This window comes from Posidoniimonas corsicana, assembly GCF_007859765.1.
Classification (GTDB): domain Bacteria; phylum Planctomycetota; class Planctomycetia; order Pirellulales; family Lacipirellulaceae; genus Posidoniimonas; species Posidoniimonas corsicana.
The window spans coordinates 4,041,390-4,068,128 of the sequence record NZ_SIHJ01000001.1; the positions used below are offsets into that span (position 1 = coordinate 4,041,390).

Annotated in this window: 20 protein-coding genes and 1 tRNA gene; 11 read left to right on the forward strand and 10 right to left on the reverse strand. The window is 68.2% G+C overall.

What is annotated here, in order from left to right; genetic code table 11:
- The first annotated feature begins 62 nt into the window (after window positions 1-62).
- On the forward strand, window positions 63-1,430 hold the full coding sequence (locus KOR34_RS15555) for a DUF1015 domain-containing protein (protein WP_146565534.1): 1,368 nt from the start codon (window positions 63-65) through the stop codon (window positions 1,428-1,430).
- Window positions 1,431-1,639: 209 nt separating this feature from the next.
- Here KOR34_RS15555 and KOR34_RS15560 read toward each other — a convergent pair whose 3' ends face one another.
- The 4 genes from KOR34_RS15560 to KOR34_RS15575 all read right to left on the reverse strand — a co-directional run bounded on the left by KOR34_RS15560 (window position 1,640) and on the right by KOR34_RS15575 (window position 5,187).
- On the reverse strand, window positions 1,640-2,449 hold the full coding sequence (locus KOR34_RS15560) for a hypothetical protein (protein WP_146565536.1): 810 nt from the start codon (window positions 2,447-2,449) through the stop codon (window positions 1,640-1,642).
- A gap of 45 nt (window positions 2,450-2,494) precedes the next feature.
- A complete protein-coding gene (locus KOR34_RS15565; protein ID WP_146565538.1) occupies window positions 2,495-3,283 on the reverse strand; it encodes a hypothetical protein in 789 nt (262 codons plus the stop codon).
- Window positions 3,284-3,382: 99 nt separating this feature from the next.
- Window positions 3,383-4,279 (reverse strand): hypothetical protein, encoded by an 897-nt coding sequence (locus KOR34_RS15570; RefSeq protein WP_146565540.1) that lies wholly within the window; start codon window positions 4,277-4,279, stop codon window positions 3,383-3,385.
- Window positions 4,276-5,187 (reverse strand): hypothetical protein, encoded by a 912-nt coding sequence (locus KOR34_RS15575; protein ID WP_146565542.1) that lies wholly within the window; start codon window positions 5,185-5,187, stop codon window positions 4,276-4,278. Before KOR34_RS15575 ends, KOR34_RS15570 begins: the two co-directional genes overlap by 4 nt.
- A gap of 184 nt (window positions 5,188-5,371) precedes the next feature.
- On the opposite strand from KOR34_RS15575, the gene KOR34_RS15580 reads away from it, so the two are divergent.
- The 3 genes from KOR34_RS15580 to KOR34_RS15590 all read left to right on the forward strand — a co-directional run bounded on the left by KOR34_RS15580 (window position 5,372) and on the right by KOR34_RS15590 (window position 7,386).
- A complete protein-coding gene (locus KOR34_RS15580) occupies window positions 5,372-6,166 on the forward strand; it encodes a ParA family protein (RefSeq protein WP_315852856.1) in 795 nt (264 codons plus the stop codon).
- A 13-nt stretch (window positions 6,167-6,179) separates the two neighbouring features.
- Entirely contained in the window at window positions 6,180-7,241 is a 1,062-nt protein-coding gene (locus KOR34_RS15585; protein ID WP_228714629.1) for a ParB/RepB/Spo0J family partition protein, read from the forward strand.
- 71 nt (window positions 7,242-7,312) lie between these two features.
- Window positions 7,313-7,386, forward strand: a tRNA-Pro gene (locus KOR34_RS15590).
- Between the two features lie 119 nt (window positions 7,387-7,505).
- Here the strand turns inward: KOR34_RS15590 and KOR34_RS15595 are convergent.
- Window positions 7,506-9,374, reverse strand: a complete 1,869-nt coding sequence (locus tag KOR34_RS15595; RefSeq protein ID WP_146565546.1) for a matrixin family metalloprotease — start codon at window positions 9,372-9,374, stop codon at window positions 7,506-7,508.
- A gap of 384 nt (window positions 9,375-9,758) precedes the next feature.
- Here KOR34_RS15595 and KOR34_RS15600 point away from each other — a divergent pair, with 384 nt between their 5' ends.
- Complete coding sequence (locus tag KOR34_RS15600) at window positions 9,759-10,511, forward strand: hypothetical protein (RefSeq protein ID WP_146565548.1); 753 nt, start codon at window positions 9,759-9,761, stop codon at window positions 10,509-10,511.
- 241 nt (window positions 10,512-10,752) lie between these two features.
- Here the strand turns inward: KOR34_RS15600 and KOR34_RS15605 are convergent, their stop codons facing one another.
- Both KOR34_RS15605 and KOR34_RS15610 read right to left on the reverse strand, forming a co-directional pair.
- Entirely contained in the window at window positions 10,753-11,241 is a 489-nt protein-coding gene (locus KOR34_RS15605) for a nuclear transport factor 2 family protein (protein ID WP_146565550.1), read from the reverse strand.
- 68 nt (window positions 11,242-11,309) lie between these two features.
- Window positions 11,310-11,900, reverse strand: coding sequence for a carboxymuconolactone decarboxylase family protein (locus KOR34_RS15610; RefSeq protein ID WP_146565552.1), 591 nt, complete (start codon window positions 11,898-11,900; stop codon window positions 11,310-11,312).
- A gap of 221 nt (window positions 11,901-12,121) precedes the next feature.
- Here KOR34_RS15610 and KOR34_RS15615 point away from each other — a divergent pair, with 221 nt between their 5' ends.
- The gene (locus KOR34_RS15615; RefSeq protein ID WP_146565554.1) at window positions 12,122-13,726 is read left to right on the forward strand and encodes a sigma-54-dependent Fis family transcriptional regulator; all 1,605 of its coding nucleotides are present in this window, start codon (window positions 12,122-12,124) and stop codon (window positions 13,724-13,726) included.
- Here KOR34_RS15615 and KOR34_RS15620 read toward each other — a convergent pair.
- Window positions 13,704-15,842, reverse strand: coding sequence for a glycoside hydrolase family 25 protein (locus tag KOR34_RS15620; RefSeq protein WP_146565556.1), 2,139 nt, complete (start codon window positions 15,840-15,842; stop codon window positions 13,704-13,706). The two genes, KOR34_RS15615 and KOR34_RS15620, sit on opposite strands and share 23 nt — an antisense overlap.
- Window positions 15,843-16,135: 293 nt before the next feature.
- Between KOR34_RS15620 and KOR34_RS15625 the strand changes: the two genes are divergently transcribed.
- Entirely contained in the window at window positions 16,136-16,939 is an 804-nt protein-coding gene (locus KOR34_RS15625; protein ID WP_146565558.1) for an endonuclease/exonuclease/phosphatase family protein, read from the forward strand.
- A 6-nt stretch (window positions 16,940-16,945) separates the two neighbouring features.
- Here KOR34_RS15625 and KOR34_RS15630 read toward each other — a convergent pair whose 3' ends face one another.
- Both KOR34_RS15630 and KOR34_RS15635 read right to left on the reverse strand, forming a co-directional pair.
- Window positions 16,946-19,396, reverse strand: coding sequence for a hypothetical protein (locus tag KOR34_RS15630; protein ID WP_146565560.1), 2,451 nt, complete (start codon window positions 19,394-19,396; stop codon window positions 16,946-16,948).
- A 258-nt stretch (window positions 19,397-19,654) separates the two neighbouring features.
- Window positions 19,655-21,661: a transglutaminase-like domain-containing protein gene (locus KOR34_RS15635; protein WP_146565562.1), complete on the reverse strand. Its 2,007-nt coding sequence runs from the start codon at window positions 21,659-21,661 to the stop codon at window positions 19,655-19,657.
- 186 nt (window positions 21,662-21,847) lie between these two features.
- Between KOR34_RS15635 and KOR34_RS15640 the strand changes: the two genes are divergently transcribed.
- The 4 genes from KOR34_RS15640 (at window position 21,848) to KOR34_RS15655 (ending at window position 26,737) form a co-directional block, all read left to right on the forward strand.
- Window positions 21,848-23,128 (forward strand): hypothetical protein, encoded by a 1,281-nt coding sequence (locus tag KOR34_RS15640; protein WP_146565564.1) that lies wholly within the window; start codon window positions 21,848-21,850, stop codon window positions 23,126-23,128.
- Window positions 23,129-23,647: 519 nt separating this feature from the next.
- On the forward strand, window positions 23,648-24,331 hold the full coding sequence (locus tag KOR34_RS15645) for a hypothetical protein (protein ID WP_146565565.1): 684 nt from the start codon (window positions 23,648-23,650) through the stop codon (window positions 24,329-24,331).
- A gap of 167 nt (window positions 24,332-24,498) precedes the next feature.
- The gene (locus KOR34_RS15650) at window positions 24,499-25,686 is read left to right on the forward strand and encodes a GspE/PulE family protein (protein ID WP_197531442.1); all 1,188 of its coding nucleotides are present in this window, start codon (window positions 24,499-24,501) and stop codon (window positions 25,684-25,686) included.
- Between the two features lie 13 nt (window positions 25,687-25,699).
- Window positions 25,700-26,737 carry a type II secretion system F family protein gene (locus KOR34_RS15655; RefSeq protein WP_146565569.1) on the forward strand — a complete coding sequence of 346 codons (1,038 nt, stop codon included), beginning with the start codon at window positions 25,700-25,702 and terminating at the stop codon, window positions 26,735-26,737.
- The last annotated feature ends 2 nt before the right edge of the window (window positions 26,738-26,739 follow it).

Consider the following 26,739-nt stretch of genomic DNA (forward strand, 5'->3'; position numbering starts at 1 on the left):
CATTAAACTGCCCTGCTTGCTCGGTACCCCCTCACGCGTTCCCTCCTTCCCGCCCCGACACCATGCCCCAGATCGAAGCCTTCCGCGGCGTCCGCTATGACCTTGGCCACGTAGGCGGCCTATCGAACGTGGTCGCCCCGCCGTACGACGTCATCGGCCCCGAGCTGCAGCAGGAGCTGTACGACAAGCACCCCAACAACTGCGTGCGGCTGATCCTGAACAAGGACGAGGACACCGACGACGACGCCAACAACCGCTACACGCGGGCGGCCAAGCTGCTGAAGGACTGGCAGCGGGACCAGGTGCTGTTCACTGAGGGCGACCCGGCCGTGTACGTCTACCACCAGACGTACGAGGAGGGGGGCATCGAGTACACCCGCCGGGGCTTCATGTGCCGTGTGCGGCTGGAGCGGTTCGGCGAGGGGGACATCCACCCCCACGAGGAGACCCACGGCGGCGCCAAGGCCGACCGGCTCAAGCTGTGGAAGGCCTGCAAGACCAACATGAGCCAGATCTTCGGCCTGTTCCCCGATGAGGAGAACGCGGCCCAGCAGATCCTGGAGGGCGCGATCGCCACGGCCACCCCGCTCGAGGCGACCGACCACCTGGGCGTGGTCAACCGGATCTGGCCGGTCACGGACGTGGCGGTCATCTCCCAACTGCAGGGTGTGATGGGCGGCAAGCCGACCTACATCGCCGACGGCCACCACCGCTACGAGACCGCCTGCAACTACCGCGACGAGGTCGCCCAGGCCTACGCCGCGGAGAACGGCGGCGCGGCCCTGCCGGACGACCACCCGGCCAACTACGTGCTGATGATGTGCGTGTCGATGAGCGACCCCGGCATGCTCGTGCTGCCGACCCACCGCCTGTTCCGCAACATGCCCGAGATGGACTCCGTGGAGCTCGTCGAGAAGCTGGGCGACTCGTTCGACCACGAATTCGGCGGCAGCGGCCCCGAGGAGGCGGCGGCCGTCTGGGGCATGATCGACGCCGAGCAGGAGCAGGGCACGCTGGCCCTCTACACCGCCAAGGACCAGCAGTGGACCATGGTCCGCGTGACCGAGAAGGGCCGTGAGCGGATGGCCCAGATCGCGTCGGAGCATAGCGCCGACTGGCAGGGGCTGGGCGTCAGCCTGCTGCACCGGCTGATCGTCGAGAACCTGCTGGACGCCCCCAGCTCGGCCGCGCCCAAGTACGTCCGCTCCATCGAGGAGGTCATCGACGGCCTCTCCAAGGGCGACGACACCGGCCGCGACCTGACCGGCCAGGTCGGCACCGGCGGGGCCTTCAACCTGGCGGCCATCGTCATGCCTGCCACCCTGGAGCACATCCGCCTGATCAGCAACCACGGCGAACGGATGCCCGCCAAGAGCACCTACTTCTACCCCAAGGTGCTCAGCGGCCTGGTGTTCAACCCGCTGGAATAGCCGGGCGCCCCGCCGGGCGACTGTTTCACGTGAAACGCTCACGCAGGAAACTCCGTGCGCGCGTGCTGGGTGTTTCACGTGAAACAGGCAAGCGGTAGTCGGGCCACGCTGCGCTGGCACCTCGCCGCTTGAGTCTAGCCTTCCGGCTGCCAGCCCCCAGCCTCCCCTGCGGAAGCAGCACGCCTAAGTGTCGCCCCAAGGGCGGTGGCTCAGTCGAACGGCGAGGCCGGTTCCTCCTCCACGCTGCGCTCGGCCCTCGCCGCCGGCATCGGGAACCGCCGCTCCAGCAGCCTGTGCGAAGCCCACACGCTCAGCGGGAGCAGCAGCACCTCCGCCAACAGCCCGCCTAGCAACAGCCGTGCCGCGGGCACGTCGAGCAGCCCGCTGAGCCGCAGCAGCCCCATCACGAAGCTGGCCACCGCCGTGACGCCGAACATGGCCGCCAGGCTGATCTGCAGGTTCATCGACCGCCGCGAGGCGATGATCTGCGAGTCGGCGGACCAGAACGCGCCCCGGACGTAGCTCTTCAGCTCGCGGGTCGCGACGTACGTGGCCGCCGGCTGGATGATCATCACCGCGGCCACCGGCCCCCAGAAGAAGTCTGCCGGCTCAGCCACGACCCCGCCGCAGATCGGCAGCACGCCGGTCACCGCGGCGCCGCCGGCGATGAACCCGGCCAGCCAGTCCTGCCGCACCGGCGTGCCGGACAGCGCGAACACCGCCGCCACGGCGGCCAGCACCAGCGCGCCGACGATCAGGAACCAGAAGTAGCCCAGCCCCGCCAGGCCAACCACGGCCAGCGCCTCGCCCCACGCGGTCTGCGGGTCGAGCCAGCCCAGCGGCGTCCGCCCGAACCGCCCGCCCCACAGCCGGGCCGCCACGGCGACCGGCACGTACGCGGCGCCCGCGAACGCGATCGCCGAGTGGATCTCCCGCCAGTTCACGTCCTGCAGCCGGCGCGGCCGCCGCTCCAGCAGCGCAAGGCGTCGAATCGAGGGACGGGGCTGCTCGTAGCTCATCTGACGGTTGCTGGTTTCACGTGAAACAGGCAAGCGGCGCGGGCGTCACTCGGCCGGCGCTGCGGCGGCGTCCCGACGCGCGGCCGCCATCCGGTCTAGCGTATCGTGAAAGTGCTTGGCCCGCACGTTGTGCCGCCACCGGGCGATCCCTCGCGCCGGGTACTGGCTGATTGCCTGCCACACCACCCACACGCCCATCAGCGCGAGCAGGCCGCCGCTCAGCAGCCCGACTGCCCGCAATAGCCCCAGCGGCACGCTCACCACCGCCGTCAGCACGAGCAGCTGCCCGACCGAGAACGACAACCCCGTCCCCGCCGACGCCCGGCGTTGCAACCTACGGTCGGCATCGCGCTGGTTAGAAATCCCCGCGTAGGCGCCCGCCACCTGCAGACAGAAGGTAGCCAGCAGCAGCCCGCCACAGAGGGCCCAAGCAATCGTAGCGGGGTCGCTGTCGCGAAACACGATCCACTCAGTTGGCAGGTTGAGCACGAGCGCGACCAACGCCCCGGCGAAGCAGCCGAGGATCTCCCAGTTGATCCGCCACCGCGAGAACCGGACGACGCTCCACAGGCAGAACAGGACCACCAGAGAGACTAGGCCCACGCCCACCGCCGCCAGGATGGCGCCAAACGCCAGCGCGGCGGTCTGCATCAACACCTGCTCGATCAACCACTGCCACTCAGAACCGTTCCATGCGTGCAAGGTCGTCCGCCAAACGACTGCCGACCCGCCCGCTAGGATTGTGTAGACGCCACCGCCCAGCGCGAGGTAGCAGGCTAGGTAGGTCCACGGCCCCTGCCGCGTGTCCGCGTAGAACGCCAGCCGCGCCGGCATGCCGGGTGGTCCTGGCTCACCTTCATCCTCTAAGGCAGGCGGGGCCTGCGGGAGCGGAATCGGGCGGATGAATCGTTTGGCAAGCCTGCCCATGGCGGTCTAGGATCCTCCCGCCACCGGCGGTTCAGGGGCCCCGCTGGTGGGCGTTGCCGGCATTGTGAGCAGCCCACGGCCCGGCCGGTTTCTCCGCAGCCGCCGCGCGAGCGCGATGGCCAAACGCCGCGAGACAACGTGCCACACCAGCCAGCAACCGACGAGGAAGAACGTCGCTGAGTTCAGCAGCCCCGCCAGACGCAGCGCGGCCAGCAGCAGGCTGACCACGACCGTCAGCCCCAGCAGCTGCCGGATGCTGAACGCCATTCGGCCCTCATACTGCACGGCGCCCGGCAGCCCGAGGGACTCGCGCTGCTGCTCGATCCCAACTCCGCCGTAGGCGCCGCCGACCTGCCCGACAAAGACCGCCAGCAGAGGACCAATCGCCACGACGACAACCAGCATGACGAACTCGACGGGCTGAACCATCCCGCCTAGCTGCCAGTGCAGATCCTGCAGGCCGAGGTAGCAGATCGGAGCGAAGTACGCGAAGGCCACCGCGCTGCCGCCGAACGCGCCCGCGGCCGGCCAGGTCAAATGCAGGCCCAGCAACCGGACCATGGACCAGATGACGAATAGCACGGGAACACAAACCACGGCCGTCACAAAGATGAGGATCATCCCCACAACAACCGTCATCGCGATGGATGCCGCCAGCCGCTCGAGAAGGGCGAGCGACCCCGGCGCATCGCCGGTGATCAGCATCCCAAGTGAAGCAACGCCTATCGCGGGGACCAACGCCACGCACGGATACAGTCCGGCCGACACTGCGATGCCGACGCCTATCGCCGGCCACGGCTCGTCGGGTGGGTTCGCTGGACGCAGCCCACCGGGCTCTGGCGTCGGTGCTGGCCCGCCATGGCTTCCGGCCTCGCCAGCGGGGCGTTCCTGATCCGACGTCATCGCACGGCACCTTCGCTTTCGGCCGGCTTGCCCGAAGCGATCAGGTACCCGCGGGGCTTCGGCCGGCGGAGGAAGCGCATCACCCGCTCCGCGATCCAGATCGCCGGGCGGCGCAGCGCGACCTGCAGCCCGAGCCAACACGCCAGGGCCAACAGCATGGCGGCGTTCAGCAGCCCCACCATGCGCAGCGCCGTGAGCGCGAGGCTTAGGACCAGCGTAAGGCTGAACAGCTGGCCGATGCTGAATGAGACCCGCCCGGGACGTTCATTTAAATCCCGAGGGCAGAAGCTGAACCCTGCCCGCTGCAGCACCAAGCCGCCGTAAGCGCCGCCGACCTGCCCGATGAGGGTCGCCAGAACTGGGCCGAGCAGGATAAGAAGTATTCGCCGTGGGAGCCAATCCGCCCAAGTCCCGTCCACTAACTCCAATAGCACTAATTGGCAGGTGTGGTAGCTGACCGGAAGCCAACCGGCAAAACCAACCGCTCCGCCAGAGATCGCTCCGACTGTTGTCCAAGTCGCCCCGACACGCAACAGACGGATTGCGCCCCAAACCAAGAACATCGCTGGAACACAGATGATGGCAGCCAGGCATGCCGCGCTGGCGCCGCCCACAATGGTGACTGTGCCCGCGACCAGAATCATTTCGAGCAACTCGCTTGACGCGGGTAGCTCGGCATGAACGACTGATACCGCAGCGCCAATCCCCATCGATACCAATATGGCAATACCAGGATAGACGCTGGCCGCTACGGCGACCCCGATCCACACCGAGTTCCACTCAGGGTGATGAAACGGTGTCGGCGAACTTTGCGCCATGTCTCCCTCAGGCCGCTCCGCGCGAACGTGGGCCAACCGGGCGACAATCTCGTCGGACGCCTCGGCGGGGGCCGGTTCTGGTTCATCCATTGCTATCACCACCGCCTGTACGCCGAAAACCCCGGAACGATTGCCGTTCCGCCGCCGGCCCCCCGATTCTACAATCCCCCGCCGCGCGATACGAACCGGCGGCAGCTGCTTCCCCCGATCGGCCCGCGCCGCCGGGGTTGAGACCGGAACCAAACGCGGCCCCACCCCTGGCGGGGTGGGCTTGATGAAGCTTCCGCTTCTTCCAACCACCAACCACCAGCCACCAACCGAGATGGGCCGCGTCCACTGCATCGCAAACCAGAAGGGCGGCGTCGGCAAGACGACCACCGCCGTCAACCTGGCGGCCGGCTGCGCCAAGGCCGGGCTCCGCACGCTGCTGGTCGACCTCGACCCCCAGTGCAACGCCACCAGCGCGCTGGGCCGCACGCCCTCGCCGCGGCACCCGCTGGTCGAGAAAACGCCCATCGCCGACTCGGTCGCGCCGACCGAGATCCCCGACCTCGAGGTGCTGCCCGGCAGTCGCAGCTTCCAGGACGCCGACGCGCTGGCTAACGCCGACGACAGCCAGTCCCGGCTGGTCGCCGACCACCTGACCGCCAGCCTCAGCGTGTACGACGCGGTGCTCGTAGATTGCCCCCCTTCGCTCGGCGCTCTCACCCAGACTGCCCTCGCCATGGCGGACGAGGTGATCATGCCATTGGAATGTGAGTACTTTGCGATGGAGGGGCTGACTCAAATGATTGATCTCATCAAACGGGTGATGCAGAGAACGAATAGCCGATTACAGTTCGGCGGGATCTTGCTGACCAAGTACGACGACTCGCTAGACCTCACCGGCGAGGTTGAGCGTGAGGTCCGCGACTTTTTCGGCGACATCGTGTTCCACACCGTGGCGCCCCGCGATGTCGCCCTGGCCGAGGCGCCCAGCCACGGCCAATGCATTATGGACTACGCCCCCCGCTCCCGCGGAGCGAGGGCCTACATAGAGCTATGCCAGGAGGTGCTAGGACGTGTCTAATCAACAACGCCGTTTGGGTCGGGGACTGGAAGCCTTGCTGGGACGCTCGCTCGACGAGCAGCCATCCGGACAGCCATCGCCGGCCGAACCGCCCGCGCCGGTCGCCGCCGCGCCCGAGGGCGAGGACCCGGCCATCATGAACCGCGACGAGTCCGGCCAGCTGTGGCTGGAGCTGGGCGTGATCAAGCCCAACCCGCACCAGCCGCGCAAGCACTTCGACGAGGTCGAGATCGCCGACCTGGCGGACAGCATCCGCGAGCACGGCGTGCTGCAGCCGCTGGTGGTGCGCCGCGTCGAGGACCGCTTCGAGCTGATCGCCGGCGAGCGCCGACTGCGGGCGGCCCAGGCCGCTAGCTGGCAGCGGGTGCCGGTGCAGCTCAAAGAGGTCACCGACCAGCAGATGGCGGAGATCGCCATCGTCGAAAACGTGCAGCGGAAGGACCTCGGCCCGCTCGAAAAAGCCGCCAGCTTCCACAAGTACCTGCAGGACTACAACTGCACGCAGGACGAGTTGGCCAAGCGGATCCACATCGACCGCTCGACCATCGCCAACCTGATCCGCCTGCTGGAGCTGCCCGAGCAGGTCAAGCAGATGATCACCGCCGGCGAGCTCACCCAGGGCCACGCCCGGGCGCTGCTGCCGCTGGGCGAGTTCGACCAGCAGATCGACATGGCCAAGCGGATCAAGCGCGACGGGCTGTCGGTCCGCGCGACCGAGCAGGCCATCCAGGAGGCCAACCGCGGCGACGACGAGCAGCTCCGCGTCGTCGGCGAGGACGGCGTCAGCCGCAAGCCGGGCGCCGCCCGCAACGACCAGCTCGCCTCGCTCGAACAGGAGCTGCAGACCGCGTTGGGGACGAAGGTCTCGCTTTCGCGCAACGCGAAGGGCAAGGGCAAGATCACCATCCAGTTCAAGGACGCCGACGAGTTCGAGCGGCTTCGCCAGCACCTCACCGGCCAGTCCGCCCAGCAGCCGATCGAGCAGCCGGCGGGCGGCGAGCCGGCCGCGATCCAGCCTGGTTTCGAGCAGCCGCACGACGGCTATCAGGACGGCGGGTTCGTGGCCGCCGGCTAGCCGGTCCGTTGCCGCGAACCGCCGGCCGGGTTAGGATGTCGAGTCTGGCGAGGGCCCACCGGCCCCAGCCACGGGGCGTGGCGCAGCCTGGTAGCGCGACTGCTTTGGGAGCAGTAGGTCGCACGTTCGAATCGTGTCGCCCCGACTCTGTCTCAACGGGCTTGCGTTTTGCGAGCCCGTTTTCTTTGCGCCCACCGTCCTCGCCGAAAGGCGACCGGAATGTCGGTCAAGCAAAGCGGGCGCGCCCCCAGGTCGGCGACGCAACTACGCGCGTCCGACTGCCGCGTCAGACCGCACCGAGCGATGCGCGGACGCGGATTCAAACTCCGCTTCATCCGTGCTAGGCCCGCTCTCATCGGGCTCCACGCCGAATTCCTCGTCCGCGTCGAACCACGGGTCGGCGGAGGATCTCTCGCCGATGGAATCGAGGAGTTGCATCAGGGCGGCGTCGACTCGGCTTGCCCGCGCTGGCGTGGCGGCCACTTGCACCGGCGCGCGGTGGGGGCCTTGCTGGGTGGCTGTCGTTAGGGCCGCGTCGGCGATGGCGGTGATCTGCTCGGCCGGGCCGTCTTCCTCGTGGTGCTGGTGAATCTTCTCGACCAGGTCGCGCGATGCCTCGTCAGCAAAGTACATGTCGGGCTTCAGCGGGCCTCCTTTACCGCCCTTGGGACCACCCTTGCCTCCCCCGCCCCCGCCGCCACCGCCGATCTTCTCGAAGACCAAGTCGTACTGGTCCTGGACGCCGCTGGGGCTCTCGACGCTGGCGTACGCCGCTACGCCGGACGCAAGGTCAACGCTCACCGATCCGCTGGTCGAAGTCGCCACCACCGAACCGGACGCGTCGTACACCTTGAGGGTGACGTCGGCGCCGCTGTCCATCTGGGCCGTGACTTGGAACGTGCCACCCTTGCGGGCGGTGAAGCTGTAGAAGTCGACGTCCGAGGTCGAGTGCAGCGTGGCGTCGGTGATGGTCTTGCTGTTGAAGCGGCCGAGGCTGGTCGCCTGGGCGAGCGAGTCGTTCGCCTCGTAGCGGTCCGCCGATGGCGCCGAGGGCGGGTCTGGCGTGGGGTCGGGATCGGGGGTGGGGTCGCCCCCACCGCCTCCGCCGCTACCGCCTCCGCCGAAGTCGACCGCCAGATGGTAGGCGCCCATCCCGAACTCGTCGGTCGTCGCGCCGTCTGCCATCACGTAGTACACATCGCCCGCCGCCACGCCAGTAATCACCAGTTCGGCGGTCGTGCCGTAGGCGCCGCCCACGTCTGCCGATCCGACTAGCGCGCCGCTGGCGTCGTACACGTTTACGCGCGGGGCGAGCAGGCTCAACCCGCTGGCGTCGACCGACACGCTGAGGGTCCCATCCCCCCCGTCGGGCGCGACGATCTGGTAGAAGTCCACGTCCGCCATAGAGGTCAGGTCCGCGTCGACCGACAGCGAGCCGTCCGCGCCGAGCTGCAACGCCGAAGCCGATTGGCGCGAGTTGTTGCTAGCGGCGGCATCAAACGCGTCCTCGCTGCGGGCGCCGTAGATCGACTGCACGCCGGCGATGTCGTCGGCCGTCAGACCGGTGAGGATTCCCTGGTAGGAGGAGTTCATCACCGATCCGCCGGAGTGCCCCAGGCCGATGGAGTGGCCCGCCTCGTGGAGCAGCACGGAGTAGAGGTCGTACCCGGAGCCAACCTGGTAGTTGAACTTGGGGTCGATAAAAATGTCGCCGCCCAGGTCGTTGTAGCTGACCGGGTAGTAGGCGTAGGCCAGCGGGCCGTCGAGGGCGTGGGCGCCCAGGCGGATGTCGCCGAACCGCCCGTTGTCCTGCACCACGCCCGAGCTGCCGCTCGGGTCGCCGTTATCGGCCACCTCGTGGAAGTTCAGGTTCGAAACATTGGCCCACGTCTGCAGCGCCCGAGCGAACTCGCGCTGCCAGACCTCGGTCGGCGCGATGCCGTCCAGCTTGCTGAACAGCGTGTTCGTGTAGCCTTCAGCGGTTGCCCCCTCAGGGATATAGCTGAACGAGACGCTGGGGTCCGCCCACTCGTAGCCGGTGGCGGCGAACAGAACCAGGCGGTTCTCGAGGGGCTCGAACGACGGACGCAGCGCCCGCGCAGAGCGGTAGCTGGGACTGCTTGGCAGCGGCATGACTCTCTCCTCAGTTCCGACCTGCCCGCTGCCCCGCTAAACGGGGGGTCAACGAGCGATGAAAAGGTGTGGGAATCGACGTTCCCACCGGAGGCTGCCCAATGGAAAGCGTACGTCAATTTGAGGGGTGAGCGTCGACTTTTTTGGTCGCAGCGTCAAGGAAGATCGGGGGTTCTGCGGGCTTCACGCACCCATTTGGGGGGTTGGCTGTATCGATTGAGTCCGACTTGGACGGCGAAAATGCTATGCATTTGATTGACACAACGGCCAGCCGCACGATATGATGCCGTCCGCAGTCGCACATCCCTCCGCCGGGCATCCAATTCCAGGGTGCCGACTGGAGTCGCATGTTGGTGACGCTTAAAGAATGAATTGAGGGACGGCATGAACGTGCAACTTAGAGCTTTCGTCGTCGGGCTGAGTGCGATCGTCATTTGCATGACTAGCTTTGCTAGCGTCGGGCAGGGAGCGGTTGAGTTTACGCTCAATTTTGATTCAACCTCGGTTTCTTCAAACACTCCGGCTACCGGCGCATCGGCCTCGGTGGGCTTTGAGTTCGTCTTCGTTGACGCTAACACCACCCTACTGAACCTCTTCATCACCAACACGACCGGAACGCTAACTCCATTTGGGTCGGGAGCGACCACTAGCATGCTGACTGGGTTCGGCTTCGATATTGTGTCGGCGTACAGCTATGTTGATGGATCATTCGCCGGAGGGACCTACCTCGACACTCTAATAGAGAACGCTGACGCACAACCATTCAGCACCCTCGACTTGGCCGCGGCAGACAACTCCAATTACAACGGCGGCAACGCGAACGCGGCGATGCCAGAAGGGGGAAGTGACACGGTGAGCTTTAGCTTCACTGGGGGCGACGCTACATCGATGGCCGCCGACTTCAAGGCGGCCTTCTTCGACCCGCTAGATTCGGAATACCTACTGCAAGCCGCTACGAGGTTCCAGCAGGTGGACGGTGATGCCAACTACGACGGAGCAGGTAGCGACAAGCTGGAGTTTCGCCCCCCACCTGTAGTTCCTGGCGGCGGGCAGGGTGACGTTCCAGAGCCGGTCAGCGTAATCGTCTGGGCCGGACTCAGCGGAGTTGTGGGCCTGGCCACGATCCGACGCCGCTAATTAGCTCATACAAAGCCAATAAGCCCGTGCCCCCATTGGGGACACGGGCTTGTTCTTGCGCTGTGAAGAACCTTAGCTTCGTATGCTCCTTTGTGGAAGCCGTAGAGCTTCACTGAAGGTCGCAGCAGACCGCTCTCTATATGACGGGTGGCATTGAACTCATTCAAAGCACCTGCTGTAGGCCTCTACAACCCGACTTGGCCCAATCTGTTCCCGTATAGCGATTGGTTAACAGCCTGCGTCACCTGACGCACAGCACCATCGCCGGCTCGGCGGGCCGTGGCGCCCCTAGCGGCCAGCGGAACTTCCTTTCCTCCTCGGTGATCGGCAGGTCGTTGATGCTCGCCTCGCGGCGGCGCATCAGGCCGTCGGCGTCGAACTCCCACAGCTCGTTGCCGTAGGCCCGCCACCAGTCGCCCCGGCGGTCGTGGTACTCGTACTGGAATCGCACCGCGATCCGGTTCGCCTCGAACGCCCACAGGTCCTTCATCAGCCGGTAGTCGAGTTCCTTCCGCCACTTGCCGGCGAGGAACTCGCGGATCTGGGCGCGGCCCTGCACGAACTGGTCGCGGTTGCGCCAGGTGGAGTCCTCGCTGTAGGCCAGCGCGACGCGTTCTGGGTCGCGGGAGTTCCACGCGTCTTCGGCCGCGCGGACTTTGGCCAGGGCGGTTTGCTGGGTGAACGGCGGGACGATCTTGCCCACTTGCGGGCTGGCTGTTGAGGTCGGCATCTCTGCTCTCAATTGGCGGTGAAAAAGTAGCCCGGGTCGCCGGCGCTGGCGACCCGGGCAGGGACCAGCTAGGCGACGCTGCAGCCGGTGGAGCACGCGGCGCCGTCCGACGCGTGGCCGTCCAGCGGCTCGGCGGCGGGGAAGTCGACCTCGGTGTGGGCCAGGTTGTTGAAGTAGTTGGTCAGCACGTTGAGCGAGACGTGCGCCACCACCTCGGCCACGGCCGCGTCGTCGAAGCCGGCGGCGCGGAACGCGTCGAGCGACGCGTCGTCAACGCGGCCGCGGGTCTGGACGATCGCCTGAGCGAAACGCGCGACAGCGCGGTTGGCGGGGTCGTCTCCTCCGGCCCGGCGGGCGGCGGCGATCGCGTCGGCCGACAGGCCGACCGACTTGCCGATCGCCGAGTGGGCCGCCAGGCAGTACTCGCAGCCGTTGGCCTCGGCCACGGCCAGCGCGACGATCTCGCGCTGCTCTGCAGTCAGCGCCTCACCCGACGCCAACGCGTCGGAGAAGTCGAGGTAGCCCTTCAACGCCGCGGGCGACTTGCCCAGGCTGAGCAGCAGGTTGGGCACGCGGCCGAGCTTGTTTTTGACCGCCGCGAACAGCTTGGTCTGCTGAGGGTTGGCGGCGTCCAAGGCGACGGTGGAGATGCGGGGCATGGTGGGATCCTTGTGCAGGAGTGAGGGGTTCGGCGAGCCAGCCGCTCGCTCGACGCACCCCTTTGCACCAACCGTGCCAGTCGCCGAACATTCCCTTAAGCCGTTTAAATGAAACCACTTACAGCCGCAATAGCCCAACAGTACAATCAACGACATTTCGTTTTTTAACGATATCTCGCTGGACGCCAACGGAAGTTCGTTAAACTCGTGGCATGGACGCCATGCCTGCCCACACGCCCGTCTTCGAGGATCCGAAGCGGCTGCTGCTCGATCTGGCCCAGCAGCGGGACCTGCCGTCGCTGCTCGACCTGCTGGTCACCCGGATCGGCGACTCCGACACCGTGGCGTTGGTGCGTGTCTGGCTGCTCAGGCCGGGCGACATCTGCGACGCCTGTCTGTTCCGAGAAGAATGCCCCGACCGTTCCCGTTGCCTGCACCTAGCAGCGAGCAGCGGCCGCTCCGTTGTTGATCCGGACCGGGACCTGAGCCGGCTGGACGGCCGCTTTCGCAGGTTCCCGGTCGGCGTGCGGAAGGTCGGTCGGATCGCTATGACCGGCGACCCGATCGAGGCGCCGGACCTGGCCGACATGCCCGACTGGATCGCTGATCCAGAGTGGGTTCGTTCCGAGGGGGTCATCGGCTTCGCGGGCCAGCCGCTGAGCCACCACGGGATGGTGCTGGGCGTGCTCGGGGTGTTCAGCCGCGTGCGGATCAGCGACGAGTGCCTGGACTGGATGAGGATGATAGCGGACCACGCCGCCGCGTCCATCGCGCACTCGCACGCGTGGGACGAGCTGCAGCTGCTCAGGCGGCGTCTCGAGGAGGAGAACGAGTACCTGCAGCAGGAGGTCACGGTCGAGCAGGGCTTCGGCGAGATGCTGGGGACCAGCCCGGCGCTGCGCAACGTGGGCCGGCAGATCGAGCTGGTGGCCAAGACCGACTCGACCGTGCTGATCCTCGGCGAGAGCGGCGCCGGCAAGGAGCTGGTCGCGCGTGAGCTGCACCGGCACAGCGCCCGGGCGGGGCGGCCGTTGATCAAGGTGAACTGCGCGGCGGTGCCGCGCGAGCTGTTCGAGAGCGAGTTCTTCGGCCACGCCAAGGGGGCGTTCACCGGCGCGCTGCGCGACCGGGTGGGGCGGTTCGAGCTGGCCGACGGCGGCACGCTTTTCCTGGACGAGGTGGGCGAGGTCCCGATCGACCTGCAGAGCAAGCTGCTCCGCGTGCTGCAGGAGGGGGAGATCGAGCGGGTGGGTGAGGAGCAGACCCGCCGCGTGGACGTCCGCGTGATCGCGGCCACCAACCGCGACCTGCGCGACGAGTCGCGACGCGGCCGGTTCCGTGAGGACCTCTTCTACCGGCTGAGCGTGTTTCCCATCGAACTACCGCCGCTGCGGGATCGGCGCGAGGACATCCCGCTGCTCGCGGAACACTTCCTGGCGGCCTCGGCGCGCAGGATCGGGGTCGCCGCGCCGCGTTTGACCAAGGCGTTGGCGCGGCAGCTTGCTCAGTACGACTGGCCGGGCAACATCCGCGAGCTGCAGCACGTCATCGAGCGGGCGGTGATCCTGTGCCAGGGGGGCCCGCTGCGGGTGAGCCTGGGTGAGCCCAGTGGCGCCAACGCCAGCCCGCCCGTAGCCGCGGCGCCGGAGGTGCTCACGGATCAGCAGTTCCGGGAGATGGAGAAGCAGAACCTGCAACGCGCGCTCGCCGCCACGCGGGGCAAGGTCTACGGGCCGGGCGGCGCCGCGGAGCTGCTGGGCGTCCGCCCCACGACGCTCAACTCCCGCCTGGCGGCGATGGGCGTCAAAAAGCCGCCGGCCGACTAGCCCGACGGCGGGCGATGGTGATACCCGCCGCCATGACTGCCAGCCCGGTCAGGGCGGCAGGCTCTGGGGCCGCCGACGACGACGCGCTCGCCGAAGTTGCGCCGAAGTTGTTGCGCCAGGCGACGTAGTCCTGTTGGCTGACGGCGCCGGTGCTGGCCGGGTCGCGGTTGGGAAGTATGAACTCTGACCCCAGGTTGTCGCGCCAGACAGCGTAGTCGGCCGCGTCGACGACGCCGTCCGCGTTGTAGTCGCCGACGAGCTGAACGGCCGTGACCTCAAGCATACCGCTGCCGGCCAGCAGCGGGGTTTCGAACTGGGCGCCGGAGCCCACGCCGCCGTACACGCCCGCGGGCATCGAGGCGCCGTCCAGCGTCAGCATGCCGATGGCGTCGGGCGTCCCGGTCCAGTCAAGCGTCAACAGGGCGCCACTCGCCAGCGCCACATTGGCCGCGTCGTTGAGCCGCAGTCCGTCGAGTAACAACTCGCCTTGCTGCACATCGAGGTCGCCGGCGTAGGCGGTGGCCTGCCCCAGCGCAAGCGTGCCCAGCCCGGACTTGGCGAACGAGCCGTTGATCATCTCGACCAGCACCCGTACGTCCGTGGCGGCCGCCCCGTCCGCGACGTCCCACAGGTAGTCCTGCCCGCCCAGGTCGATCCGGCCGTCGGCGGTCTCGTCACCGGCGGTCTGGATCACGGCCTCCTGGCTGCCGTGCGGGCCGATCACGATGTCGCCCACGATCGAGAGCTCCCCGGGCGTTCTTCGTGCGCCGGCGAGCTGCAGCGAGGTGAACGCCAGCTCGCCGGCTAGCGTGAGCTGCTGGCCCGCATCGACGGCGATGGTGTGAGCGCCTAACGCCCCGCCGGTCACCGACAACGCCCCGGTAACCGCGACGCTGGGGCCGGGCGAGTCGCTCGACGGTGTGTGGTTCACGGCAAGCGACCCGCCGGTGATGTCGAGCGTCTGCTGGACGACCAGCTTGCGGATGCTGTGGGCGCCCGACGAGTGGGTCACCGTCAGGTCGCCGGCGTCGCGGTCGATGACGACGGTGTCGTCGCCCGCTGGCAGCCGCACGGCGGGGAGCGTCAGCGGACCGACGCGCGGGTCCTGGCGTCGCCCTTGCACCGGGGCGATCGGCGCCTGGCCGCTGTTCCAGTTATCGAGCGTGGTCCACTCGCCGGTCTCGCCGCCGGTCCACAGCGCGGGCACGAGCTGGTCCTTCAGGAACTCGATACCGCCCTGAGCCACGTTCAGGTCGAGGTTGCTGTTGCCGTTGTTGTACCCGCTCAACCGGCCGGTGCTGGCGTACTGCCAGAAGCCCCACGGGTGCTCCGGGTTGGGCGCGTCGTCCCACGGTCCGTAGATCGGGCCGTAGGTGTCGGCCGGGTGACCGGTCTGCACCGGGATGGCGTCGGGGTTGTCCTGGTTGGGCCACCGCGCGGCCCACAGAACGGGGTAGGCCGCGACCACCTCGTCCTGCAGGGCCGGCGAGGCGCCCTGCAGGTAGTTGGCGTAGTTGCCGTTGGTGTAGATAACCGGGCGGACCCCCATCACCTCGTAGACCCGATCGGAGAAGTCGATCGAGAACTGCGCCAGCTCGTCGCGGGTGTGCTGCGCCTGCCCCGCCTCGAGGTCGAACACGGGCAGCAGGTAGCCCGGCCGCATCCACGCGCCGGCCATCTCGATGAAGTGGTCCGCCTCATCCACGCCCGTGTTCGCGACGCCGCCCGAGTTCTGCGTGCTCTCTATGATGTCCGGCCGGGCGAAGTGGTACGGCCCTGCCAGCAGCCCGGCGTTGGTAGCGCGGGTGATGTTCTGCACAAAGTAGGGGTCGTCGTACCGCTGCGACTGCGTGTTGCGGTTCAGGTTGTTGCCGGGGTCGTTCTGGTTGTAGAAGCCGGTGGTCCCGCCGCGGCTCGAACGGATGAAGACGAAGTCGCGGTTGTTGGTGTTGTGGATCTCGCTCCACGAGTTGGCCGAGATCTCCGTCTGCCACGACGAGACATCCAGCCCCAGCGAGCGCTGCTGGGCGTGTGCCTGGGGCAGAGGCGACAAGAGGGTGGCCGCAAGGCTCAGTAGGGCGACGCGGCTTACGTATTTTGACACGGGCAGGGGCATGCGGCTTCCGAGACAGGCCGCTCGGGGAGGGAGGGAGTAGCAGCAGGAGCGACTCTTTGAGGCTATTCAAAACCCGGGCGCCGGGCAACGAAAGCGTCGCGCACGCGTGGCGCCAACTTTGCGCAAACCCTGTTTCCGCAGTGCGCTTGGAGCGCACAGTCACCCTGCAGCGTCGGGTGCCCGCACCAGGCCCGCGGCCGCCATCGACCGCCGACGGCGAACTTTGCCGCCGCCCGGCGGCGCGACTATACTCCCGCTTCCACCCCGCTTTCCCGCCTGCCGCGCTGCCGATGATGGCTTATCGACTCCTCCCTGTGCTTCCCTGGTGGCTGTGCCTGTTGGCCTGGGCGACAACCGCCTCGGCAGACGGGCCGACGCTGCGGGTGATGAGCTTCAACATCCACCACGGCGTGGGCGTCGATGGCCGGTTGGACTTGGAGCGGATCGCCGCAGTGATCCGTGCCGCGTCGCCCGACCTGGTCGCGCTGCAGGAGGTCGACGCAGGCGCCGCGCGGACCGACCGTGTCGACCAGCCGAAGACGCTCGCCCGCCTCACCGGTATGCACGCCATCTTCGGCGACAACATCCCGTACCAGGGCGGTCGGTACGGCAACGCGGTGCTGTCGCGGTGGCCGGTGGCGCGGCACGAGAACCACAAACTGCCCAGCCACTACGACGGCGAGCAGCGCGGCGTGCTGGAGGTCTGGCCCCAGACTCCCAAGGGATTCCCACAGGTCCGGCTGCTCGCCACGCACTTCGACTACCGCCCGGGCAGTAAGGAGCGCGTCGAATCGGCCAGGATGACCAACCGGATGCTGACCGGCGGAGGCGACGAACTGACGCTGCTGGTCGGCGACCTCAACGCGACGCCCGATAGCCCGACCTTGGATGAGCTCAAGAAGCACTGGCGTTCTGCGAACGACTCCCCTGCCCTCACGTTCCCCGTCGACGAACCGACCAAGCAGATCGATTACGTGCTGCTGCCCAAGGCAAGCGGCTGGCGGGTGGAACGCTTTGAAGTGCTGAACGAAGCGGTCGCGTCGGATCACCGAGCGCTCATCGCGACGCTGGTAGCGCCCGCCGCCCGCGGGCAGTAAACCGCGTTACTGGGCGGCAACCGGTGCGGGCCCACCGGCGTACCCGCACGCCCTCCCCAGCAGGCTCGGGTCGCTTGGCAGCAAGCGGGTCCAGGGCACGGGAAGGTCGTCATACCAGAAGCAGCCGCTAAGGCTGGCCGGCTCGCCGCGGTCGGCGGGCGTTACGTTGGCCGCGTGGGCTAGCTGGATGCAGTAATCCTCCACCGCGGCCATCACCTCGTCACTCTGGATCTCACCTACGCCCATCACAAAGCACTCGTAGCCCAGCAACGTACCCTGCTTGCTGATGGCCAGCAGCTTGCGGGCGATCGGCCGCCCGTGCTCGTCGTAGGCGTAGACCACTTGCTTGTTGGCGTGGGCGGCGTTGGTGAGCACCGCGAGGTTATTGCAGCCGTCCAGACTGAGGCAGGTCTGGAACCGCGTCCCCATGAGCAGTACATCGAGCAGACCGTTGGCCACAGCGACCCGGGCCCAGCCGGCCGAATGCCCAAACGTAGCGCCGGGCGGCCGGAGCCACCGACGAACCCGCACGCCGTCCGCCCGCGCGGCGCGGATCCACGCCTGGTTGCAATCAAGGTGAAGCTTGTAACCCGGGCCGTGCCGGGCGTGCTTGGCGAGCACCTCCTGCAGCAGCCTCCGCTGGTTGGCGTCCATGTCCGATCTCCAGCTCGTAAACTCCCGGCAGCGTGACAGCGGCTCGTCCTTGATCAGTTCCGCGAGTTCGGCCCCTAGCAATCTTTCGCTCGCATCGCGGAGCCCTCGCAGCAACGCCTGATTGGCGGTCGAGACCGCCGCACGGCAGACGGCCTTCGCCCCCCGCTCCGGCAGTCGGGCGGCGGCGTGATGTCGACGGGCTAGTTTCTCGAGTCGGACGAGCTGTGGCTGGGACGCTCGGCCGGACGCGGCGAGGGAATGCAGGTAGGCAAGCTCCCGCGCGGACGCGTCCCTGCCAGCCTCGACCGCGGTACGCGCGTGCCCGGCGCCACATGCGTCGGCCAAGCAATGCCAGACACCAAGATCGTCGACGCTCGCGCCGCGCGGGACCGCGGCCGTCTGCAGCCAATCCTCTACCGCTGCGAGCGTCTCGGGTTGGTCAACCGCCCACAACATCGGGCCCGCGAGGGTGGACTTCAGCTGACGCAAAACGCGCGGCGACCGGGCGTCGGCGGGCAGTCGGTTGACCCAGTCGACGTAGCCCCGGATGACGCTCCGTGCGCGCCGATGCTGGCAGGCGTCCGCGAACAGGTCGACCTTCGACATCATCTCCAAGCCCGCTGACTCGGCGTCCTCGACCAGCCGCCGGAACCACCTGGTCCGCAGGCCCGCGTCGCCGACCCGATCGCCAAGGCTGTGATCGAGCGCCCAGCGGACGTCCTCTACTCGTTCGCCGCGGGCGAGCTGCGTGCGGATCGACTCGTAGTGCCAGCAGGAGGTTCCGCTGTGCCCTCCGAGGAAGTCGACCAGGCGGCCGAAACCAGGCTTGGGCAGCTCGTCGAGCAACATAGCTGCCGACCGTTGCACCCAGTGGCCGTTGACGCTTGCGCCCCACTCGGCGGCCAACGCGTCTGGCTCGGCGTGCTGGTCGCAGGCGACCAGGGCGGCGACCGCGGCAAGCTGCGTTGACCGGCAGCCGTCGCTGCATTCGTTCACCGCCTGCCGGCACGCTTCCACCTGGGCCTGCAATCGCGAAGGGAGCGACCGGCGGAACTTCTTGCCCAGCAGACCGGCGCGCATCGCCAGGTCCGCCGGCAGCCGGCGGGCCCACTCCTCGATCTCCATGCGGATGCCGCGGAGCGGCTCGACCGCCAACCGGCGCCGCCACACCTGAAGTTGCGCGAGCGTGCTGCGGAGCTGGTCCCGGGCACGCGACTCTCGGCTGGTCGGCGGCAGCCGCCGGTAGGCCTGCATGAACCGCTCGGCCGCCGACCGGCCGCTCAGCCAGAAGACGATCCGGGTGAACCCTGGCAGCTCCGCGTCGCCTAGCTGATGGCAGCCTGCCGAGCGGGCGAGCGCGTCGAGCTCCGCTTGCTGCTCCTCATCGATTAGCAGTCCAAACCCGTCCTCGCTGGTCGTGGGTTGGTTGTAGAGCCCGTACAAGTAGTCGAGCCTCCGCCGGACGCGGCGCAGCTCGGCGGCCTGTCGGCGGGAGACGCCGTGGCGCTGCCGCTCGGCCCAGCGTTCCCGTCGCCGCACCCGGTGCGCGACGCGGGCAAGCAGCCCGGCGGTGAGCGGTTCGGTCAGATCCTCGGTGAAGCCGAGCTGCCGCGGTGCTAGCTTGTCGGACTTCATAACGCCCGCGTGGGCCAGGTTGTCGAGCAGGCGGTGGGGGTCCGGCTGTCCACGGACCAGCACGACCCGGCCATCACTCATCCGGAGCGTGCGGGCGCGAAGGTCGGAGGCCAGTCGACCGAACGACTGCCGGCGGATCGGAAGTTGGTTCGAAGAGTGTGGGCGCATGGGGAACCTTCACGCGGACGACGCGGGCGCGCAGCGGCCAGCGCGTTGCTGGTGAGTGGGAACGGCGCGCGGAGAGTCCGCGCGCCGGGAGCCTGCCCGTCAGGGCGTGCCGGGGGCGTGGTTAGCCCTGGGTCAGCTTGTGGAGGAGGTTCAGCATCGCTCGGCGCCACCCGTTGCGGGCGGTTGGATTGGGGAACAGCGCGGCCACCAACGTCCGTGGCCGACAGCTAGGACCGCCCGCCTTGAAGAGGGTTCGCGTTATTCCTGCGCCGGCGAGGGTTCGAGCGGTTCGGTGTGGACGTCGAAGTCCCAGTTCCACTCGTCGAAGTAGAGGTTGTGCCCGTCGATCTCCACCTCGCCCCGCTGGAAGTCGTTGGGCTCGCTGCGGTAGCTGGTCTTCGGCGGGTGGAGCTCCTGCGCGTAGTCGAGGTTCACGATCATGCGGTACGGGTCGAGCCCGCCGCACAGGAAGTCCTGTACGCGGGGGTCGGCGTGCTTGCGGACCCCGTGCGAGGCGTCGGCCGGCAGCCAGCCCCACGGCTCGACGTAGAACTCCGACCAGTCGTGCATGTTCTCTTCGCCCGGCTTGGTCTGCCAGCCGCTCTGCCAGCGGGCCGGCACGCCGGCGGCGCGGCACAGCGTGATGAAAACGGTCCCCTGCACGCCGCAGTCGCCCCGCCCCGCCGACAGCCCCTTCTGCCCGAGGCTGTCGATGATGCTGTACTCCATCTCCGCGCACCACGGGATGTTCGCGGAGACCCAGCGGAAGATCTTGCGGGCGCGGATCAGCGGGTTCGGCTCGTCGCCCACGATCTCCGCTGCCAGCCGCCGCGTTGGATCGTCCAGGACGATGTGCGGCGCCCGCTCGGCGGTATAGGTCGTGTAGAGCTCGCCAATTTTGTCGTACTCGAGCACCATCGCGGGGTTCAGCCGCGGCGCCCACGCGTGGGTGACGAATTCGTACTCCGCAACGAATGACAGTGGCTTGGCTGGGTCGACCACTTCCTGCTCGAGGTAGATCGTGCGGTGGCCCTGACGCGGGGGTGCGATCTGGTGCTCCGCGGGCGCTGACCGGATCAGCTTCACGTTCCGCTGCTGCTGGTACTCTTGCGGGTAGGGGAGCCACGCCCGGACCGTCGCCCCCTTGGCCGCGTGTGGGTTGTTCGGTTTCACGGTGAGCGTGTAGGTCACGTGGTGCTTCACGGGGTAGATGGCCGGCCCGTCTGCGTTACCGGACATGGCCACCAGCCTCGCGATCAGCCCGGTCTGGTCGAACCCCTGTCGCTGGTCCTGCTTCTCCCGCCGGCGGGCCGCGTCCGAGTTGAAGCGGAACAAGTTCGACGCCGCGCGGCGGAAGTACCGCGTCTTGCCATCGATCACGCGGAGCTGCAGGTCGCCCGCGTCGCGCCAGCGGGCCAGGTCGGACTCGTCGGCGTCGGGGACCTGGCGGCGGACTTCGGCGAGCAGCTCTTCTTCCGTGAGCGAAAACTCCCGCCGCGTGCGGCGGATCCGCTCGAGCGCGATGGCGGCTTCCGACGCGACCGGCGCGGTGGGGTCGGGGATCAGCGCGCGGAGCGCCTCCTCGGCCTCGGCGTACTGCCCGGCGTCGACAAGTCGGTTGGCTTCTTCCATGGTGTGGTCTCGATCGTTCGCGGGTGGTGCGTCCAAACGGCAGACGTAGGTCCGCTGGCGGACGACGCTCCCGCCCTTGCCCTCGGCGTCGGCGAAGTACTCGGTGCGGTCGCCGATGCCGTCGGTCGACTTCTGTGAGCTGCGGTAGCGGAGCCCGACGATCTCGCCCCCCTCACGCACCCAGTCGAGCAGCACCACGCTGTGCCCCGATCCGCTGGTCCGCCAGAGCTGCACAAAGTCGCCCGGCTGGGCGTCGGCGTGCTCGACCCGGCACCCGATGCCGAGCCGCTCGACCGCTTTCACCACGAGCGTCTCGCGGCTGTTTGGGCCGTCGCCGTACCAGTCGCGCTGGAACCGCTTGAGCTGTTCGAACGTCTTGTTGTCCAGCAGCCCGCGCTGCTGCGCTACCTCGAACACGACCGCCAGCGTGTACCCACAGCAAAACGAGCCCTCGCCCTTCGGCAGCACCACCTGACCCCGGTGCGTGAGCGTGACCGGCGATCCCGAATTGCCGGGGGTCCAGTGGTACCCGCCGCCGTTGGCGTAGCGTTCAGCCACGTCCAGGACCTCGTCGGCGTCGGCGGAGCCGGCCGCAAGCACAACCGCGGCGCCAAGTATTGCCCAGCGTTTCAAGTCGCTGCTCCTTGTCGGTGCATAGGATCGGCAGGCGACCGGTCGCCTACCCCTGATATACTAGCCGCGGGGCGGGCTGCAATCGCGGCCCCACGTTCTCGCAATAGCGCAGAACAGCGGTGGGTGGCGGGCGTTTCGAGCGGAAGGTGATTGGCGTTCCGGTTGGTTTTCTCTCTGGAGACATCGATGCCTACGCGACTGCTGCTGATCGCCGCCCTGATTGCCATCCCGTCCGCGTGCCGCGCCGCCGAGCCCGCCCATGTACAGCAGGCTTCGGAGCTGCTCGACCTTGAGAGGCTCCCGCTGCCAGAGGGGGCGGAGCAGCAGCGCTACCGCCGGGCGGCGGCGTTGCGGTACGGGACCACCGAGCCGAGCGAGCCGGCGTTCGCGTACGTCGCAGACCGGATCAAAGCGCTCGGCTGGAAGGAACTGCCCGGCGGCACGCACGCCGGGGGCTTCGCCAGCGCGTACTTCGAGCGTGACGGGTTTCTCGTCTACCTCTCCGCGTCGCCCGGCGGCGAGTTGGCGACGCAGGTCATGCTCGACCACAAGGGCAACGTTACGCCGACCGAGCTGCCGCTGCCCACGGTCGTGGAGCCGATGTACGAATTCCCGGGCGTGGCGATGTTCTCTTCGCCCAACGACCCCGACTCCACGGCCAAAAAGATCCGCGAAACCATGACCGCCGCAGGCTGGCGCCCCTACGGCGGCGCGGGCGACTCGGCCTACTACCGCAACAACGCCGTGCTGGCGATGATCTCCACGCAGAGCGCTCCGGCCCAGGGCGGGGCGACGATGGTCTCGTGCACAGTGCAGATGCTGTCGCTAGAGCTCCCCGCCCCCGAGTTCGCCGACGACTTCCGCTACACCGACGGCACAACCGCCATCAGCTTTGACTGCGACAAGTCCGTCCAGGAAGTGGCCGACTACTACCGCCAGGCGCTGGCGCCGGCGGGCTGGAAAGCCACCACCGAGAAGCCGATCCCCATCAAGTGGAAGCAGGTCACGATCCTCCGCAACGACCGGCAGGAGATGATCACCCTCGAAACGCACGACTTCGAGGGCCGCACGCGGGCGAAGCTCGACCACCAGAACGCCGCTGAAGTGGCGATGGAGAGTTTTCGGCAGTCGGTCGAGGCGGGACGCGTGGCCACCTACCGCGACGGCGAGAAGCCGCGCGTAGTTGTTGACGCCAAGGGTCTGCCCACGCCGAAGCAGCCCCGACCGTACGCGCTGCGGTACGTGCTGGACGAGGGCCGCGGATTCGCAGCGGGCGAGCGGCTGGCGGCAAACTTCGCGAAGCAGGGCTGGAAGGCCGTCCGCACACAAACAGACCGCCCCGTGATCCGTGAGTGGCTGCTGGAGCGCGGCGAGAGCCAACTGCACGTGCTGGCGGTCGATGCGCCAAAGGGTGTGTCGTGGGCCTCGGTCGTGGGGGTGGGAGCGACCCTCGCGCCGGGCAGCTAAAGAGATGGAGCAGCGTTACCGGCTCGGCCGGTCATCGCCCTGCTTCGCAACAAGGAGCACGTCGATCACGTTCGCTTGCTTCATCGAATCCCTCCCTTCGCTGCCTGGCCACTCTGCAGCACCCCATTTCTCCTCACGCGTGCACTCGTGGCACTCGCTGCACCGTTGCCGGACCGGGATCAGTGGATGGCATGACGGTCTTGTCGTCCGGTTACGCGCCACGTCCCCTAAGGCGGTTGCGCGTGGCTACAGTCGAGATGGACCGGGACTCCGCCCCGGGCCGAGGCGATTCTAGTTGTGGAGCAGCGGCGTGCTGCCTGGGTGGAGCGACCTAAGGTGTGTAGCGCAAGATGTCGGGCGGCGGACGGGAACCCGATGCAACCGTGATAATCTGGTCGGGGGCCGTCCACGCATTTTCGCGCCTACCCGACAATGAGAGGCTGCTTGACCTGACGCCGCCCGAAGGATTCAACTATCGGTCACAACCGGCCCCCTCCTCTTCACACCCGTCAGGACAAGATGACCGAGCCAACGCAGGACGCCCAACGCACCTTCCAGGTTGAAGAAGAGGCCAAAGGCGGCTCGGGGTGTTTGCGGGGCTGCCTGATCGCCTTGCTAGTCGCCGTTGTGCTGGGCGTCATCGCCGGCGTGCTCATTGCGCGCAACTGGAGGTCGCTGATGGCGGGCGGTATCGCCGCGGTGACCGAGGCGGGGATCGACTCGTCTGGGCTGCCGCCGGCCGAGAAGGAAGAGGTGAAGGCCGAGTTCCGCCGCCTGACCGACGGCTTCCAAGACGGCTCGATCAGCAACGAGCAGCTGCAACGCGTGATGGACGGCATCGTCGCGTCGCCGCTGTTCGCCGCGCTGCCGGTGTTCGTGCTCGACTCGGGCTACATCGAAGTGTCCGGTCTGAGTGAAGAGCAGAAGGCGGCCGGCCGCATGGCGGTGCAGCGGTTCCTGCAGGGCGTTGCAGACGGCACGATCCCGCCCGAGAAGGTTGAGGCCGTGCTGGCGCCGGTCGCCGACCGCGACGCCGACGGCGGCTGGAAGCTCCGTGAGGAGGTCACCGACGAACAACTCTCCGCCGCGCTCGCGGCGGCAACGGCGGCCGCGGACGAGGCGGGCGTCCCCGCGGAAGTCCCCGGCCTGGACGTCTCGGAAGAGATCCGCAAGCTCATCGACGCGGGGCTCGCCGGGGAGTAGCGCCACCGGCGCGTTCCCGCCGCGGGCGCATTGAAAACTAGCCTGAGTGATCCGACGTCGTCGGGCGAATAGGGATGCAGACCAACCGCATCCCCTTGCCTTAGCCGCGTGCGCGGCGCCGAACGATGATCGCTCTTAGCCCTGAATTCAAACAGAGGTCAAGAACGATGTTCGAAGACGGCTCCACGCCCGCCGACAGCTCCGGCAAGTGCCTGCTCAACGAGACCTCCGCCGGCCGCGGCCCCGCTGGCGACGCGCCCGAGATTGTCGACTCGCTCATCCACCAGACGTTCGAGCTCGGCGCCAGCGACATGCACCTGCTGCCGATGGCCAATGGCCTGCGGGTCCACTGGCGGATCGACGGGGTTCTCCACCACGCCGGCGACCTGCCCAAGTCGGTCGCCTCGCACGTGATCACCCGCGTCAAGGTGCTGGCCGACCTGATCACCTACGAGAGCCACACGCCGCAAGAGGGCCGCATGCGCACCAGCCCCGACCGACCGCCGGTGCGCATCACGACGATGCCCACCCTGTTCGGCGAGCAGGTGGTGGCCCGCGTGCTGCCGGGCGGCGCCCAGCACATGGCCCGGCTCGACGACCTCGGCATGCCGGCCACCACGCACCAGATCCTCAGCGAGGCGCTCCGCCAGACCACCGGCGCCATCCTCATCGCCGGCCCATCCGGCAGCGGCAAGTCGACGACCGCGTACGCCGTGATCCGCGAGATCGGCGCGGTGTCGGTCGGCGCCCGCAGCATCTCGTCGCTCGAGGACCCGGTCGAGGTGGTGCTGCCCGGGGTGGCCCAGTCCCAGGCCGCCGCGCACGCCGGGTTCGACATCAACACCGGCCTGCGGGCGTTGGTGCGGCAGGACCCCGAGGTGATCCTGGTGGGAGAGATCCGCGACGCGGAGTCCGCGCGGATCGCGTTCCAGGCGGCGCTCACCGGGCAGCTGCTCGTCACCACGTTCCACGCCAGCGACATCGTCACCGCCATCACGCGGCTGATCGACATGGGCATCCCGCCTTACGTGCTCCGCGGCGCAACCCAGGCCATTGTGGTGCAGCGGCTGCTGCGCCGGCTGTGCGCGTGCTCCCACCCCGACAAGCTGGTCGGCTGCGGCAACTGCCGCGGGACCGGCTACAAGGGCCGGGTGGTGATCGCCGAAGCGGCCGACGTCCGCGAGGCGGACCTGTCCGAAGAGATCCGCGAGGACTACGACCGCGACCGCCTGCACAGCAAGCTGCACGACCACGGATCGCAGAGCCTGTACGAGCAGGCCGAGTCGCTCATCGCCGAGGGCGTCACGACGCGCCTCGAGATGCAGCGCGTGCTCGGCTTCCCCCACCAGTCCTGAGCCGCCCCGTTCCATGCCCGCGCCCACGATCGACGACCTCATCACGCTGAACCAGGAGATCCTGGCGATCGCGCGGGCGCGGGTCCCGGTCGCCGGCGAACTGGTGGCCGCGGCCAAGCAGATGCCCGCCGGCGCCGCGATGCTGGCCGAGCTGATCGCCAACGAGCTGGAAAAGGGTAAGACGCTCGACCAGGCGGTCGCCGCGCAGCAGGCGCGGCTGCCCAAATTCTACACCGCGGTGGTGGCGGCCGGCGTCAACGCGGGCCGCCTGCCGGCGGCCCTCGAGGGGCTGAGCGAGGCGCTCTCGCGCATGCGGAGCCTCCGCTGGCGGGTGCTCAGCGCGTTCGTGTACCCGCTGTTCGTCGTGGCGTTGGCGTGGGTGCTGGCCGTGGTCGCCGCGACCTACCTGGCGCCAACCTTCGACTGGATGGAGCTCGGCCGCTCGCCGGCGATCAATGCGCTGCGGGTCTCGCCGACGGTGTTCTGGCCGCTCGTGCTGAGCGTGCCGATCGCGTTGTCGCTGCTGGCGCTGGTCAACTTCATCGGCGCCATGCGGGCCCGCCGCTCGTTCTCCACCGGCGTCTGGCTGGCCGACCGGCTGCCGGGCGTCCGCGCGGTCTGCCGCTGGACCGCCTACGCCAACTTCGCGGAGCTGCTGTCGCTGCTCACCGCCCACCGCGCTCCGCTGCCCGAAGCCCTCAGGATGGCGGGCGACGCGGTCGACTGGCGCCCGCTCAGTGACGCCGCCGGCAGCCTGGCGACCGAGGTCGAGGCCGGCAAGCCGGTCGAGTCCGCCGGCCCGTCGCTCCGCCGCCTCCCGCCGTTGGTGCGGCTCGCACTGCTGTCGAGCGCGGACCAGCCGTCGCTCGCCGCGTTGCTGGCCCAGGGCGCCGACAGCTACCACCGCCGCGCGCTGGCGTCGCTCAACAACCTTGGGCTGTTCCTGCCGGCGGCGGCCACGGCGCTGGTTGGCGGCTCGGCGGTAGCGGTCTATGCGCTTTTGGTGCTCGGCCCCTACTTCAACTCACTAAGCGACCTGGCGCGTCCCTAACC